A 15,830-nucleotide genomic window follows, 5' to 3' on the forward strand; every position below is an offset into this window, starting at 1 on the left:
GGCCAACCAATGGGCAATGACTACACCGATGCGAACCTGACTGTCTGCGACCGGGAACCGATCACGCGACTCGATGAGATCCAGAACTTTGCGTTCCTCATCGCAATGTCGAACGACTGGACGATCGTTCGCGCATCCGAAAATTGCGAGAAGTTCTTTAAAGTTAAACCCCAGGAACTGCTCGGCACTCGCTTCGACCGATGGATCAGTGAGATCGCGCTCCACGACATTCGCAACCGGATGGCGATCCTGGCGTCAACGACAGGTGAGCGGATTTTCGACTTGAAGCTGGTGCAGGGATTGCCCAACGTCGATCTCTCGATCCACTTCCAGGGCGACCTGCTGATCATCGAAGGCGAACGGACACAGAAGGCCGAACGGGTGGAGGCGGCCTCGATGGTTCGTGCGATGGCTGCACGTCTCCTTAAATCACCAACGATCGCTAAGTTTCACCATGATACGGCTCGACAGGTGCTGGCGATCACAGGCTTTGATCGCGTCATGATCTATCAGTTCGACACCGAGGGCCATGGCGAAGTCATCGCGGAATCGGCACGCGCTGGAATGGAAAGCTTTCTCGGTCTCCATTATCCCGCATCTGACATCCCGCGTCAGGCTCGCGAACTTTACCTGCGCAACCCATTCCGCATTATAGCGGACGTCACGGCGCCAACGGTACCGCTCCTACCTCCCGCTGATGCTGTAACGCCACCGCTCGACTTATCGATGTCGATCACCCGCGCCGTGTCGCCAGTACACATCGAATATCTGCGCAACATGGGGATCGGTGCCTCGCTATCGATCTCGATCGTCGTCGAGGAAAAGCTTTGGGGTCTTATCGCATGCCACGCGAATGGGCCGCGCCTGCCAAGCTTTATCATGCGGACCGCTTCCGAGCTGTTCGGCGCGATGTATTCGATGATGCTCGAGAGCCGCCTGCGGCGCGGAAGTGAAGAGCATGAGCAACGCGCACGGGCTTTAGCTGATCGCGTCATCACCATGATCGCCGGCGACGAGACTTTGATGGAAAACGCGCAATGGCTGCAGGACATGACGCGCGACATGGTGGATTGCGATGGTGTCGCCATTTATCGTAGCGGTAAAGCCCATCTTCACGGCTCCACGCCGTCTGAAGAGAATGTCATCGCGCTCGCGCATCATCTGAACGCAGCATCGCCGAGCCGGGTCTTCGCGACCGACGACCTGGCTTCCGTGCATGCGCCGTGCAGCGCAACGGCTGATCGCGCCGCCGGCATGATGTCGATCCCTATCTCACGTGTCCCACGCGACTATATTTTGTTGTTTCGCCGAGAGCGCATCAGCGAGATCAGGTGGGGCGGCGATCCCGCAAAGCTCTTGGAAGCCAGCACCGATGGTGAGCGTATGTCTCCCCGCAAGAGCTTTGCGGCATTCGCCCGACTGGTCCGTGGCAGGGCTCCCCGCTTTTGCGACCGCGACCAGCGCATCGGTGAAGCGATCAGACAGGCACTGATCGAAGTCATCTTGCGCTATTCGGACGGTGCCAGCGACGAGCGAAGGCGTGCATCCGAACGTCAGGAGGTGCTCATCGCAGAGCTCAATCACCGCGTTCGCAACATCCTCGCTCTGATCCGCAGCCTGGTGACAAAGACGAGCCAAGCTGCCGTCGATGTCACCAGCTATGTCGACTCGCTCAGTGGCCGGGTACAGGCGCTGGCGAGAGCCCATGACAGGATTACGCGTCAGAGCTGGGGCCCTGCTCCGCTGGCCGGGCTGTTCGAGGATGAAATTGCTGCACATGACAATGCGAGGGGCCGCCTCAGCTTGAAGGGCCCTAATGTTCTGCTCCAGGCGCAGGCGATCTCCACCGTAGCACTGGTCGTGCACGAACTCGTCACCAACAGTTGCAAGCATGGAGCGCTTTCCGCCGCAGGTCGTGTAGAGGTGACCGTCGAAGCAGTCGATGGCGAAGGCGTCTATATCAAGTGGAAGGAAATCGGCGGCCCGGCCGTGGTTGCCCCGACACGTCGCGGCTTCGGATCTGTCATTGTCGAACGAACAATCCCGTTCGATCTACAGGGCACAGCGGAGCTCCGCTTCCTGTTGGCAGGACTTGAAGCCGATTTCTTCATCCCGCGTCATTATGTCTTCATCGCGGACGAGGACGAGACACCCGCTCCGACCACATTCAACACTGACGCCACCAAGAAGACCGACGTTACTCCTGCCCGACTCCTTCAAGGAACGCATGTCCTGCTGGTCGAGGACAATATGCTAATTGCGCTAGAGGCAGAGGACATGCTGCACGAACTGGGCGCCGTTCACGTGGCCCTCGCCTCGACGATTACCGAAGCTGAGCAGCTACTCGCAAAACATAGCTTTCAGTTCGCGATGCTGGACATCAACGTCGGTCGCGGAACGAGTTTCGATCTCGCGACGAAGCTTGGGGAAGCCGGCACGCCTTTCATTTTCGCGACGGGCTATGGCGATGAGTTGGCGATCGCAGGGCGTAAGGGGAACGAGGTCATTATCCAGAAACCTTACGAGCGCGATCACCTTGCTCGCGCCGTGCAACAGGTGCTCACTAAACCCGTCGCATGAATTCGGCGGATTGTCGCATCACTGGTGCTAACTGGCCTGCCGCAGCCCAAGGGAACCACTCCGTTCCCTCGAACGATCTGGCGCCGCCAGTGCGGAACGATCGTGCCGGTAGATCTTGCGACCCGGCTTGTTGACGGTCGGCTTGACACTCGGCGCATCGCAAATGGCCGGATTCGTTCAAAGCTCGTATCGTGTGAGAGGGTCTGCGGCCGAGCGTAGTTGTAAAAGAGGTGGCGGAACGCCATGGCTTCAGCGCCAATCTCACCAAGGCGGCCGGATTGTAACCAGAAATGGTCAGATAGGATTTTTGGCTCATGCGAGGATCCATGTGTTTCAGCCTCACCTCCGAACAAGCCTCCAATGATTACGCAGCGGGGACTGAAGTCAGTGGCTCTTGTCGACAACAGTCTGAGAGCGTTCGTCCAAAAGGTGTTGGCGGACCAGCGCGAGGTCGTGATTCAGCACTTCGAAGGCATCACGCAGTCGGTTGTATTCACGGAGGACATCTAAGTCCCTAGAAGAGGCGCCGTCGCCTGTTGCCTTGCTTCTTGCCTGAAACTGCAGAATTGTGGCTACGCATTTTACTCCAAATTTCGCATCGACCGAGGGCAGGCTTCTTAAGGAGAGACCACCCACATTTGCGGGTGGCTATCGGTGGTCGGAAAAGTATCGTTCCCGCTGACCGGACCTTGCCGAAACAGCCCTCTTCGGTCCTAGAACTCTTCCCAGCTGTCGCCGGATTTCACCGCCGCATTGCCGTTGAACGCATGGGCGACCTTGGCGGTCAACTGGCGCGCCGGGGAGGCCGCGGAACGGGACATCTGGGTGGCGGCGGCGAACATGGCACGGCGGTACACGCTCTCGCCACCGATGTTGAACTGGCCCAGCTGCGCGAACAACTCCTCTGCCTCACGCGCCAGGCTGTGAGCCGCCGCTGTCGTCTCTTCAACCATGGCAGCGTTCTGCTGCGTGCCCTGATCTATGGTGTTGACGGCCGTATTGATTTCCTTCAGGCCGGTCGACTGTTCCTTGGACGCTTCGACGATGGCGTCGACATTGCCGTCGACCTGAAGGACCTGTTTGACAATTTCCTGCAGGGCGCTCCCGGTGTCACCGACGAGCGTGACGCCCTTTTTCACATGGCCGTTGGACGTGTTGATCAGGTCCTTGATTTCCTTGGCGGCCTTGGCCGAACGCTGAGCAAGTTCCCGCACTTCCTGAGCGACAACGGCAAAGCCCTTGCCAGCTTCACCCGCTCTTGCGGCTTCGACACCAGCGTTTAGAGCCAGAAGGTTGGTTTGGAATGCGATCTCGTCGATCACGCCTATGATGCTGGCAATCTCTCCGGCTGATTTCTCGATCTTACCCATGGCTTCCACGGCCTGTCCGACAACGATGCCGGAGTTCTCAGCGTGTTGCTTGGTCCGGCGAACGAGGTCTCCGGCTTCCTGCGCCCGGTGGCTGGAATCGGCAACCGTGGTTGTGATCTGCTCCAGGGCGGCGGCAGTCTCTTCCACCGAAGCCGCCTGCTGTTCTGTCCGCTTGGAGAGATCATTGGAGGCGGACTGGATCTGCTGGGACGCCGCCGAAATGGCCCCGGCATTTTGCGAGATCGTTTGCAGCGTCGTGCGGAGCTTCGAAGACGTTTCGTTGAAGTCGCTGCGCAGTCTTTCCAAGGCGGGCATGAAGGGTGAGCGGAGTTCCTGCGTCAGGTCACCGCCAGCCATAGCCTGGAGTGCGCTGGCCAGTTGCTCGACGCTGTTGACACGCTCAGACACGTCGGTCGCAAACTTGACCACCTTGAACACTTTGCCATTCATGTCGAAGATCGGGTTGTAGGACGCCTGGATGTGGACGCGCTTGCCCCCCTTGCCGAGACGCATGAACTCATCTGCAACGAATTCGCCGCCGGCGAGCCTTGCCCAGAAGCGGCGGTAATCCTCGCTCCTCGTGTAGCCCGGCTCGCAGAACATGGAATGATGCTTGCCCTGAACCTCAGAGAGTTGATAGCCAAGGGTCTGAAGGAAGTTCTCGTTTGCCGTCAGGATGTCCCCGCCGCGCGTGAACTCGATGACGGCCTGAGCCCTGGAGATCGCGTCGAGCTTTCTACTATCTTCGGCGGCTTTAAGTTTTTGTTCGGTGATATCTGTCGCGAATTTGACGACCTTATAGGGCCTCCCGCCCCTCGACACCGGATTGTAGGAAGCCTCGATCCAGACTTCCATGCCGCCTTTGCCGATACGCTTGTACTGGCGACGGTCAAATTCGCCGCGTCCCAGCCTTGCCCAAAAATCGATGTAATCGGAGCTGTTGACTTCGGTCGGATCGACGAAGATCTTGTGGTGCTTGCCCACGATTTCGGACAGCTGATATCCAAGCGCCCGACAGAAATTCTCGTTTGCGGTGATGATCGTACCATCGAGCTTAAACTCGATAATGGCCTGAGACTTGCTGAGGGCCTCAAGGACTGCCTTTGCGTCGGCGCTACCAAATCCTAACATCCCATTTACCCCAAAATGCTCCCCGTCGCTCGGCCGGACCATCCGCAAGCTCGCAGCAGCTAATGCTGACGCGAATTCTTGGGTAAAGATATTTACGCGATGTAAATATTCCATTAGACACGCAGAAATCTTGCGCAATAACGACAATTCTTGCGCTTTAACAATTCTAGTTTGTACTGTTGGCTGAGATTGGTATGTCTGATGCAATTTTGGGCTGGTAAATCGCAGAGATTGCTTCCCAGAGTCGAAAGACGATGCTAGCGCGCGACACGGCGAGCGGAGGCGTCAAAAGCGGTCACCGTACCTATTGTTGTCACGTGACCGGCGCGAGCCTTCTGACCGAGTGGCTGGCAGTTCCAGCGAGCAGACACAGACGTCGTAGCTAGGTGCCGGGCACCAGCAGGGACAGTACCGACGGCGTTGGCGAACAGGAAGGTTGCTTGTCCTGTCAGCGTATCTGCTGCATCTGGTTTTCACCACCCCTTCTAGCTGCTTAGGGGTGGTGATTTTTTCAGTAGGGCAAGTCTTCCTTAGACGTCAACCTGCTCGATGAACATCGCCGTTCGCCGGACGTTCGCCATTAGGCTGCGCGTTGCCGCGCCGGCTGTTGGAAAGGCCTGTCGGCCATGGATGTATCCGGAAGCTCGAAGGCGGCCATTAGGTCTTGCAGTATTCTCGCTTCCGCTGCCAGCTCGAAGCTCGCGGCTGAGGTTTCCTCGACCATGGCCGTGTTTTGCTGCGTGAATTTGTCCAGTTGGTTGATCGCATGCGTGACCTCTGAAAGAGTCGTCGCCTGTTCAACTGTCACAGATGCGATACCCTCCATGCTTTCGTTCATGGAAGAGATATGGGATACGATCGTCCCCAAGGTTGCTCCGGTCTTGTGGACGAGTTCGACGCCCGCTTTGACCTGGGTGCTCGACGTCTCGATGAGTCCGTTGATTTCCTTCGCGGCCTCGGCCGATCGCGTGGCGAGCGCGCGAACTTCCTGGGCGACGACGGCGAAGCCCTTTCCAGCCTCTCCCGCTCTAGCGGCTTCGACACCCGCGTTGAGTGCCAGAAGGCTCGTTTGAAACGCGATTTCGTTGATGACCTGCGTGATGCTCGAAATTTGGCCGGAGGAGTGTTCGATCTTCTCCATCGCTTGAATGGTCTCAGCCACGATGCAGCCCGATTTCGTCGCGCTTTCGTTGGCGGTTCTGGCGACCAGGCGCGCGTCATCGAGTCGCTTGACCGAATGCCCCATGGTAGAAGCGATCTGATTGATAGAGGCAGTCGTCTCGACAAGCGCCGCGGCCTGCTCTTCGGTACGGTTCGACAGGGCCGCAGTGCTGTCTGCGATCTCGGTCGAACGGCTCAAAATGGAATGCGCCGCGGAGTTCACCGTATTCAGCGTGGCCGAAAGCTGCTCGGCTGCCGCATTAAGGTCGAGCCGTAGCTTGTCGAATTCCGGCGACAGCGGCTTGCCCAGCCTTATCTGCAGATTGCCGTGCGATATCGCGTGGAGACCATCGGCGATGCCGGAGATCGCTTGCTGAAGCCGCGCCATGGCGGCGGCTTCTGCCTCGTGAGTAAGCCTTTCGCGTGACGCTTCCGCATGTTTGCGGTCTCGATCCGCTTGGATTTCCAACGCCGTCTTCTCGATCGCCTCCTTGCGGAACACCTCGACCGCGGCAGCCATCAGGCCGATTTCGTCGGACCGATCGGCGAAAGGCACGCTTGCCTGAGTATTCCCTGCAGCGAGACGGGACATTGAGCCCGTGATGAGTTTCACTGGCCGCGCGACGCCGCGGATAACATACGCGGTCACACCGGCCAGGATCGTCAGCGCGATACCAAGTGCGAGCAGACTTCCAAACTGCACTGATCTGAACGTCTTGACGCCGTCTGTCTTCGAAGCGTGGGCACCCTCCTCACTGAACGCGATCAGTTTGTCGAGCGACGCGTTAATTTCTTTTGCCAAAGCCGTCATGCCGTGGCCGAAAAGGTATCCGGCAAGGTCTTTAGACTTGCCGGAGGACATCTCCAGCATGTAGCCGCCTTTCTGAACGAAACTGTCCACGAGTGGAGGGATCGGCGCAAACGCCGCGCGCTCAACGTCTGAGGAGATGCGCTTCTCATAGACCTCCAGCGCATCACGCAGGTCGGCTTCCCGGGTTGCAGATATCTTGGCCAGCTCGTTCATTCGCTGGACGTTCGCTTCCACCGCATGCTGGCCGTAAACAATCCGCAGATCGTCCAAGGCGATCTTGACTTGCGCGGACAGTTTGCTGCGCGGGAGCCAACCGTCGGCGACGTCTGCGGTGCGCGCGTTGAGCCGATCCATGCCCGTTACCATGAAGGCGTACAGGCCCAAGACGACGATGCTGATCGTAACAAGAGAGAGGCTTACTGAGACTAGGATACTAGGGCGTCGCATGATGATTTACCTTTGAGGGAGGGTTTAAAGTGGTACATTTCAATGTCTGACGTCGCCCTGTCGCTAGTTTCGCCAGCTGTCGACGAGCGCGTCGTAGTCAACGGTGACCGGGCTTTGTTTTTCGTTCTGGATTTTCGGCTGCGGCGCGAGGTGGCCGTTCGCTACGGCGACCTGGTGCCAGTACTGGAGATCGCGCTGTTCTGACAGCACCGGACCGATGGCTCCCTGGATTTCGGCACGCTCAAGGCGCTGGAGGACACGTTCCTGGTTGGCGCATAGCGAATCCAATGCCTCCTGCGGGGTTTTCGTCCCCGCTGCTGCGTCGCCGATAGCCTGCCACCATAACTCAGATAGCTTCGGATAGTCGGGAACGTTGGTGCCGGTGGGCGACCACTGGACGCGGGCCGGCGAGCGGTAGAACTCGACGAGACCGCCGAGTTTGGAGGCCCTTTTCGTAAAGCTCGTGTCGTGTATCGTAGACTCGCGAATGAAGGTCAGGCCCATATGGCTTTTCTTGACGTCGACAGTTTTCGAAGTGACGAATTGGGCGTAAAGCCAAGCCGCTTTAGCTCGGTCCACGGGCGTGGATTTCAATAGCGTCCACGAGCCGACGTCTTGATAGCCGAGCTTCATCCCGTCCTTCCAGTAGACGCCATGCGGCGAAGGAGCGAAGCGCCATTTCGGGGTTCCGTCGCCTGTCACGACCGGAAGGCCGGGTTTGACCATATCCGCGGTGAAGGCGGTGTACATGAAGATCTGCTGCGCAATCTCGCCTTGCGCCGGAACCGGACCGGACTCGGAAAAGTTCATGCTGCCTGCCGTTGGAGGTGCGTAGGCCTTCATCCAGTCCAGATACTTCTGAATGGAATAGACTGCAGCCGGGCCGTTGGTGTCGCCGCCGCGGGCGACGCAGGAGCCGACCGGCTGGGACTTCTCGTTGACCTTGATGCCCCACTCGTCGACCGGAAGACCGTTCGGCAGGCCCTTGTCGCCATTGCCAGCCATCGACAGCCAGGCATCGGTGAAGCGCCAGCCGAGCGACGGGTCCTTCTTGCCGTAGTCCATGTGGCCATAGACCTTCTTGCCGTCGATCTCGCGGCCGGTGAAGAACTCGGCGATGTCCTCATAGGCGGACCAGTTGACGGGAACGCCGAGGTCGTAGCCGTATTTCGCCTTGAAGTCGGCCTTGTTCTTCTGGTCGTTGAACCAGTCGTACCGGAACCAGTAGAGGTTCGCGAACTGCTGGTCGGGTAGCTGATACAGGTCGCCGTCCGGTGCCGACGTGAACTTGAGGCCGATGTAGTCGTTCAGGTCCAGGTCCGGATTGGTGACGTCCCTGCCCTCGTCGCGCATGAACTTTGTAAGTGACCGGGCCTGTTGGTAGCGCCAGTGCGTGCCGATCAGATCCGAGTCGTTTACGTACGCATCGTAGGAACTTTCACCGGACTGCATCTGGGTCTGGAGCTTATCCACGACGTCGCCTTCGCTCGTGAGCTCATGGTTGACCCGGATGCCGGTGATAGCCGTGAATGCCGGAGCGAGGACTTCCGACTCGTATTTATGCGTCGTCAGAGTCTCGGAAACGACGTTGATTTCCATTCCTTGATAAGGCCTCGCCGCTTCGATGAACCACTTCATCTCGTTCTCTTGATCAGCCCGAGATAGAACCGATAGCGAGCCAATCTCGGATGAGAGGAATTCGCGGGCTTCTTTCATGCCTGCGAATGTATGATGGGGCATGAGAAGGAAGAGACATACCGACGGGAACATTATTCTCAATGAACTACGGTCATTTCTATCCATAAGTTTATCTCTCCCCGGGCAGGCACTTCTTTTGATATAGTTTATGTCATTGTATGACTGTTGCATGATTTTCCGATGTTCCATTCTGATAATATTACTTCTTTATTTCAGACTTCGTTGCGATTTACTGTCTAAAAGACTCTGAAACCGCGTTGAGATGCGGCCTTAATCTAGAGATTGTCCGCGCGGCTGCAGCTATCTCCTCTCTCGGCAATCTGGCACTTATTTCCTGCTGGAGGTCGACGGTCGATACGCGACTTCTCGCCATATCCAGTCCTTTCCTCGCATCGCTGACGACACTGAGAATGCTGAGATCGGTAAGGCGATCTAACTCCGAAGGAAATGCGATTGCTAAGGGCGCGGCATGATCAGAAGACATGCCAGGAGGCATGTCTATCTCAGCGACCCACATTCCAACCCGCAGCTCGTTCAAACGCACTCGTTTTCTCATCGCCTTACTCTGCAAGCTGTTGTTATTATTAGAGAGGGCGGACATTGCTCCGTTCCAGTCCGTTAACCATCTCATCGTCAAGCGATGGACAAAATGTTAACGCTACGGCTCGCTTCGCGTCAGGTATGTCTAATTTCGTAAAAATGATAGGAACTGATGCTAGCCGTCGCAGCGGGTCGTCGACGGCACTCGGCGGCAACTCAACTCGCGTGAATGGGTGTTCGTGAATTGGGGCGCGGCTGTCTTTTGTTTCGTTTCAACTCGACCTACGGTGGCACCGCCGAAGCTGCAGGGTGTGCGGCTAAGAAAAAGGTGCCGCGTTGAGCAGTTGCCCGATAGCCAACGCTAACGGATTCGTGTACCCGAACGCGTGGTTGGCAATCCATTGACCTAGCGCCGCAAGACGAATGGCAGCTACTCGGATAAACGCAGGGTTAGCGTATCCGCACGATGGGGACCCGAAGGCACCGGGTCCCTCAGTCAAGCGGCTGCTATTCAGGCCGTGATCGAGATACGTTTTGAAACGGTGCCCACGCACAACGTCCGAGCGACTATTGCTTGATGGAGGTGCTATTATAGGACGCTGGAGCTTGTAACGTGACGAGTTGTCCGCGTATTTCGGACAGGGTCGCTGCTTGGCGTCGAGTGCCGCGGCCGTTTCTTTGTCGACAACGCGGACCTCATGCCGCTCCCGCTTCTGGATAATGGTTCCTATCAGGGTTCGCGAAAGTTCAGCTGCGTCAGCCTTGCTGAGTTTTCCCTGTGCGACCTTCCAGAGCAGCGCTATGGCGTCCGTGGTAAGTGTTTGACCTGCCATATTGGCATTGTTAGGCGGTGTGGACGGATTGCCGCAAGTTTAATTTCTGCGATTCCCAAATCCGTATTTGAATGATTCATGGGTTGCCGGTTTCAGAGGAGATCGGCGATGCTGACGAAGATGACAGAAGCGGACTGGACGGTCGCACTTGAGGTTTTCCGCGCCTCGCTTCCGCGGCGGGGCGACAAGGGTCGAGATGACCGGCTGTTTTTGGAGGCCCTGCACTATTTCTCCGTCAACAATATCACCTGGCGCGGTCTGCCGGAGCGCTATGGACATTGGAACAGTGTCTGGAAGCGCTTTTCCCGATTGAGCAAGGCGGGTGTTTTTGAGATTTTCTTCGAGCACCTTGCCAGCCTGAGCACGTCGGCCGATCTGGTTCAGATGTTCTACAGCACCGTGGTGCGCGCGCATGTTTCGGCAGCAGGAGCAAAAGGGGGCAATATGGCCAAGCGCTTGGCCGCTCGCGAGGCGGCTTCTCGACCAAAATCCACCTGAAGACCGATTTCGACGGACATCCCATCGCCTTTGATCTGACCGGGGGCGAGAAAGGTGACGCTCCGCACTTTCCAATCCTGCTTGGCCTTGGCCCCGATGTAGATCCCCGCGCCGCCATGGGCGACAAGGGCTATGACAGCGAGGCTAACCGCCAGGCCGCAAGAAGGCGGGGTGCGGTTCCCGTCATTCCTTATCGTTCAACGGCAAAATCAAAGCCGACTTTCTTTCCCAAAGCGCTCTACAAAGGTCACGCCCGCATCGAGCAAGCAGTCGGAAAACTCAAGCGCTTCAAGCGCGTTGCGCTACGATGCGAGAAGACCAAACAAAATTTCTCCTCCATCGTCGCAATCGCCGCAGGCTTCATCTTGATCAAATCCGTCCACACTGCGTAGGAGTTGATTTAATGCTTGCTGTAATGATCCAATGACGTTCCTTAGACAATATCATACTTCGATTTTACGTAGTACGTGCCGAAATATGATAGGACTCTCGCAATCTATACAAACATCGGTCTGATCGAGCGCCACAGCCTCGATCGCTTCTCACGCGCCGACCAATCGGTAGCCTGCCCGCCAAAAGCTTCTCGAACGAAGCGCTGTCGCTAGAAACCCGTCGACGTCGTATGAGACTTACCGGTATGAGCTCGCAAGGCGCGCACTTACATATCAGCCGAATGGTTCCGGCTGCCGGGAATTCGGTTCAAGCCATAGGTCGGTTTGCCGCTTGCCGTCTCGCTGACGTGGCGAACGCTCTACAGTCTGGTAAAACCCGCAGGCCTCGGTGGTAGCTATGTACAGCTGCGGATAGTTGGCCGGGTCCGAAGGGGCGGGAATTGCGTGTTGATCATCAACACGCTCCACAGTTTGCCCGTCGTACTGTTGAGGTGTTTTCGCATTCACTATGATAATTTCGTTAAATGCATAGCTTCGATGATCGGCGGTTAGTGACGAATGGTTGCATTAGTGGTAAGTCACGGCTAGACCGTCTTTCTACTATCCCTCCGATCTGCTCGCTGTCGTGAGCGGCATTTTATCACGAGTTTTCGATGCCTGTCTTGAATTCTGTTGCGAACACGGTTCCGACAAGGTTTCGTTTCGATCTCCTAACCCACGATGATAACGACAGGTTACAGTCAGACAGTTTGTGCCCGGTTGGATTCACTTCTCTTGGTCGAGAGCCGGTCCGTCTCAAGTTCGGCGGGACTAAAATTCGAGATTTTTGTGTTTGGAAAACGGAGTCCGCGACAGGTTTCGAAGCCCGGCCGCGCGTTGTTTCGGATCTGGTGACTATCCGATTCCCTATAAGCGGCGGCTTGGCGCGTAAGGACGGTCGGGAAGAGGTCAACATCGACCGAGGACAGGGCGTTATCATACCTTTTCGGGATATGGAGTATGAGCGAACTTCCCGGAGCGCCAGTATGATAAGCTGTACAATCGCATCCGTAAGCATATTCCAGAAAATGCAGGCGCTGTACGGGGAGGAACGTAGCACGTTCGCATGCTTCGTACCCGTCGTCGACGTGAACATACCTCAGATCCGCATCTTCAGGACCGCGCTCCTCCGCTTGCACGACAACCTCCAGCAGCACGGAGACCATAATCCGCTGTCTTTTCCGATAGTCGAGGAACTGCTCGTCTTCCACCTGCTGTCCTGCTGGCCAACAACGGCGGCCGTGAGACCCACCGCCGACCAAGTAAACAACCGAGTGCTTCGAAACGCCCTCGATTACATAGAAGCGAACCTAGCAAGTCCGATAACCGTGTCCGAGATCGCGTTCGCCGCAGGGGTCAGCGTTCGCAGTCTGCAGATCGCTTTCAGGGAATCGAAAGGCATAACTCCGGTTCAGTACATTATCGAATGTCGACTTGACCGCGTCCACGATGCCCTCAAGCGAGGCTTCGCTCCAGGCTACATATCGCAGATCGCAAATGCCTGGGGTTTCCAGCATCACGCGGACTTTTCTCGAAGATACCGAAAGCGGTTTGGCGAAACTCCCAAACAAACACGGACGCGCTGACTGCGCTTCGAGCCGTACAGGCGTTGCATGTCGGATGGCCCAGCGCGGAGGCGATCCGAAGACGCCACTCACACTTCAGCCGTGAATGTATAGTGGCCTGCCAGCAGTCCCAGCGACCTGCTATCCCGTTGCGGACTCTCCTCACCTCACAAGCGCGGGAACGTTCCGGCCCTTACGAGCCGCCGGTCATCTCTTTTATCGATGTCGGAAAATACAATTAACGCGCAGGTTTAATACTGAAAGCGAATAAAGGGGTCCAGCGCGCTGACAGGGCGTTTCCGTTAGCATTTTAGTACAACTTCATGAGCAATTTGACCGTCTGGTACATCAAGTATCTGATTTCAGTGCCGCGGGCTCCCGCGGCCCAGTGTGCAAGCGAGATGACTTTAGCGTTGCATCAACAACGGCGGGCAGCGCGCGCCGACTTAGAAAGATGACAATGGCACGAACCAGCATTAAGACGGCGCTCCCATCCTTGGTGATACTCGCGGGAATCGTCTTCCTAGCATTTTCGACATTCGCGGTGGGACAGATCTCTGCCATAAACTCCAATGTTGGCAGTATAGCGACAACCTGGCTGCCGAACGTGTCGTCAGCGAAGGAAATGAACGTCGCGCTCGGTGACCTTCGACTGGCTTACAGAAACTACATAATGGCCCAGTCTGAGGACCAGTTGCAGAAAGCCGACGGCGCTATTACGGCTGCGATCGCTGACTTCCGGAAGCAGGCTGACTTATACAGGAGCCTACCGATGCCCTCTACGGACGAAGCGTTGATCGGTCGCGTGATAGATGTCTTCGACGGCTACGTGGTCACTGGATCAGGCATTACCGGATCCTTCAAATCCCGAGGCCTTTTAGCTTCCAACAACGCTGTCAGCACCGAGTTGGGACCCGTCGGTGACCGGATCGCCGAAGACCTCGACGCTCTCGTGGACTTCAACACCAAGGGCGCACAAGATGCTTATACTGCCAGCCAGGCATCATACAGCTGGACGGTGCAGACGAGCTATATCGCCATTGGCGTCTCGGTTCTCATAATGGGAGTCATCGTCTACTTCGCTTACTTCTGTGTCGCCCGGCCGATCGAGATCGTAAGGGATTCCATTACGAACCTCGCTGCGGGCCAGACCGATCGCGCGATACCTTTCGCGGGAAGAAAGGACGAGATCGGTTCTATCGCCGAAGCCATCGAGACGTTCAGGAAGGGCGCCATTGAAAAGAAGCAGTTGAAGGAGACCGCAGCACGCCACCGCGCGCAGGCGGAAGCTGAGCGAGACCGTATGAAAGCGGAAACGGAAGCAGCTGCCAACGTACGCCTTGCTGAGGCGACTTCCGGGATTGCCGACGGCCTGCGCCGTCTTGCTGACGGCGACCTTTCGTTTCAGATCACCGAACCTTTCGCCGCGGAATTCGAAACACTTCGCAGCGATTTGAATTCGGCGGTGATGCGTCTCGGGAAAACCGTCGAGTCGGTCGCTCGTACCACGCACGCGCTGGATGGTGGTGCGCGTGAGATTGCGCAGAGCGCTGACGACCTCTCGAAGAGGACGGAGCAGCAGGCTGCCTCCCTCGAAGAGACCGCTGCAGCACTCGACCAGATCACCGCGAACCTGACAAACTCGTCCAAGCGCGCCGAGGAAGCGCGGGAAGCCGCAGCGCATGCGACGGTCAGTGCCAAGCATTCCGCCACGGTAGTCGCCAACGCCGTGAACGCCATGGGGCGCATCGAAGCATCTGCGAACCAGATCGCGAGTATCATCGGCGTGGTAGATGAAATCGCGTTTCAAACGAACCTTTTGGCGCTGAATGCGGGGGTAGAGGCGGCGCGCGCGGGCGACGCCGGAAAAGGCTTTGCGGTCGTCGCGCAGGAAGTCAGGGAATTGGCACAGCGCTCGGCGCAGGCCGCGAAGGAGATAAAAGAACTCATCCGCGGATCAAGCTCCGAAGTGGAAAGCGGTGTCCGGCTCGTGCGTGACACCGGAGAAGGCCTCAAGAGCATCGAGAGCGCGATCTCCAACGTCAACGACCACATGATATCAATCGCCACTGCGGCCCGAGAACAAGCGGTGGGGCTTAACGAAGTCAATACCGCCATCAATCAAATGGATCAGGTCACGCAACAGAACGCCGCGATGGTCGAAGAGACGAACGCCTCCAGCGCTACACTCGTTGCCGAAGCTTCACGACTGCGAGAAATCGTTTCGGGCTTTCAACTTGCTGGAGCCGGTACCTCCAACACGCACGTCCAGCGCCTTCGGCAAGCAGCTGTTGGTTATGGGATGGTCCGCCCTTCCGAAGGACATCGAGTGTGATGTCCTTTTCTTGAAGGGAAAGGAGCAGAGCCATGCAGATTTCTATCTTGGGCATCGACATCGGGAAGAACAGCTGCAGCGATGTTGAGGTAGATGACCGCGGCGCTGTAGTTGTCCGCCGGACGATGCGGCGACAGACATTGATTGAATTCGTTGAGAAGCTGCCAACCTGGGTTATCGCGATGGAGGCCTGCTGTGGTGCTCACCATCTTGGCTGGCTCTTTGCCGCGAGAGGCCATGAGGTTCGGCTGATGTCGCCGGAATACGTCCGCCCATACGATGGGTGATGGGCGGCAACGGCCTCAAGCGTCAGCACGAACCGCCACAGATCCTATTCCACCTGATCAGCAGGCTGTACGAGCGCACATCGAGGTGTTGTCACGTTAATCGGCTCACAGTTGGCTGCGTTTCGGGTTGGTCGTAGATTTCG

The 15,830-nt window shown here is 57.2% G+C and carries 7 protein-coding genes and 2 pseudogenes; 6 read left to right on the forward strand and 3 right to left on the reverse strand.

What is annotated here, in order from left to right; translation table 11 throughout:
* Nucleotides 1-9: 9 nt before the first annotated feature.
* On the forward strand, nt 10-2,580 hold the full coding sequence (locus tag H1Y61_RS24215) for an HWE histidine kinase domain-containing protein (protein ID WP_156556112.1): 2,571 nt from the start codon (nt 10-12) through the stop codon (nt 2,578-2,580).
* A 713-nt stretch (nt 2,581-3,293) separates the two neighbouring features.
* On the opposite strand, the gene H1Y61_RS24220 is transcribed toward H1Y61_RS24215, so the two are convergent.
* The 3 genes from H1Y61_RS24220 to H1Y61_RS24230 form a co-directional block, all read right to left on the reverse strand.
* Entirely contained in the window at nt 3,294-5,081 is a 1,788-nt protein-coding gene (locus H1Y61_RS24220; protein ID WP_156556211.1) for a methyl-accepting chemotaxis protein, read from the reverse strand.
* A 580-nt stretch (nt 5,082-5,661) separates the two neighbouring features.
* Entirely contained in the window at nt 5,662-7,407 is a 1,746-nt protein-coding gene (locus H1Y61_RS24225; RefSeq protein ID WP_409364014.1) for a HAMP domain-containing methyl-accepting chemotaxis protein, read from the reverse strand.
* A gap of 156 nt (nt 7,408-7,563) precedes the next feature.
* Nucleotides 7,564-9,270: an ABC transporter substrate-binding protein gene (locus tag H1Y61_RS24230; protein ID WP_156556209.1), complete on the reverse strand. Its 1,707-nt coding sequence runs from the start codon at nt 9,268-9,270 to the stop codon at nt 7,564-7,566.
* Between the two features lie 1,409 nt (nt 9,271-10,679).
* Between H1Y61_RS24230 and H1Y61_RS24235 the strand changes: the two genes are divergently transcribed.
* The 5 genes and pseudogenes from H1Y61_RS24235 to H1Y61_RS24255 all read left to right on the forward strand — a co-directional run.
* The gene (locus H1Y61_RS24235; RefSeq protein ID WP_156556108.1) at nt 10,680-11,069 is read left to right on the forward strand and encodes a transposase; all 390 of its coding nucleotides are present in this window, start codon (nt 10,680-10,682) and stop codon (nt 11,067-11,069) included.
* A pseudogene (locus H1Y61_RS24240) lies at nt 11,045-11,461 on the forward strand (transposase); the annotation flags it as partial. The gene H1Y61_RS24235 and the pseudogene H1Y61_RS24240, both read left to right, overlap by 25 nt.
* A 1,025-nt stretch (nt 11,462-12,486) precedes the next feature.
* Nucleotides 12,487-13,086 (forward strand): helix-turn-helix transcriptional regulator, encoded by a 600-nt coding sequence (locus H1Y61_RS26810; RefSeq protein ID WP_234627346.1) that lies wholly within the window; start codon nt 12,487-12,489, stop codon nt 13,084-13,086.
* A 439-nt stretch (nt 13,087-13,525) separates the two neighbouring features.
* Nucleotides 13,526-15,400, forward strand: coding sequence for a methyl-accepting chemotaxis protein (locus tag H1Y61_RS24250; RefSeq protein WP_322790792.1), 1,875 nt, complete (start codon nt 13,526-13,528; stop codon nt 15,398-15,400).
* Nucleotides 15,401-15,432: 32 nt separating this feature from the next.
* A pseudogene (locus H1Y61_RS24255) lies at nt 15,433-15,678 on the forward strand (IS110 family transposase); the annotation flags it as partial.
* Nucleotides 15,679-15,830 lie beyond the last annotated feature (152 nt).

This window comes from Agrobacterium vitis, from assembly GCF_013426735.1.
Classification (GTDB): Bacteria; Pseudomonadota; Alphaproteobacteria; order Rhizobiales; family Rhizobiaceae; genus Allorhizobium; species Allorhizobium vitis_D.